This window comes from Salinimicrobium oceani (genome assembly GCF_012037645.1).
The window spans coordinates 1-617 of the sequence record NZ_JAAVJR010000220.1; the positions used below are offsets into that span (position 1 = coordinate 1).

Genomic DNA, 617 nt, shown 5'->3' on the forward strand with positions numbered 1-617 from the left:
TCTATTTCTGGTTTTTCTTGCATTTAAGACCTCTGCACAGGATAGGACGCTAACGAATTCAAGGCAGGGCAGTAATGAATCATTAACCGGCGATGGAAAGCTCCCGGAAAAGGCGCCTGTTTCACTTTACAAGATCATTTCTATTGAAAATGATACCACTCATGTAGATACCTCTCTTAACATCTACAAAGATTATCGGTTCAATTATCTGCGAAAGGATAATTTTGGACTTCTTCCGTTTTCTAATGTAGGTCGCACCTACAATCGACTTACCTATGATTTTATTGATGATCAGGAAATCCTTCCGCAGTTCGGGGCGCGGGCAAGACATTTTAATTTTATGGAAGTAGAGGATGTGTATTACTATCATGTTCCTACTCCCTTAACCGAATTATATTATAAAACTGTGTTTGAACAGGGGCAAACTCTTGATGCAATTTTCACCGTAAACACTTCAGAAAATTTAAATTTTTCGATTGCTTATAAGGGGTTGCGTTCACTTGGAAGATACCAGCACATGCTTACCAGTACCGGAAACTTTCGCACTACTGTAAGTTACCACACTCCAAATGAGAGATACCACCTGAGAACACATTTTGTTTCTCAAGACCTAATGA

At 39.2% G+C, this 617-nt stretch carries 1 protein-coding gene; it reads left to right on the forward strand.

All coding sequences use genetic code 11. The annotated features are described in order from the left end of the window. Window positions 1–7 precede the first annotated feature (7 nt). Window positions 8–617 (forward strand): putative porin (locus tag HC175_RS16370; RefSeq protein WP_168139453.1); only part of this gene is annotated, 610 nt, incomplete at its 3' end.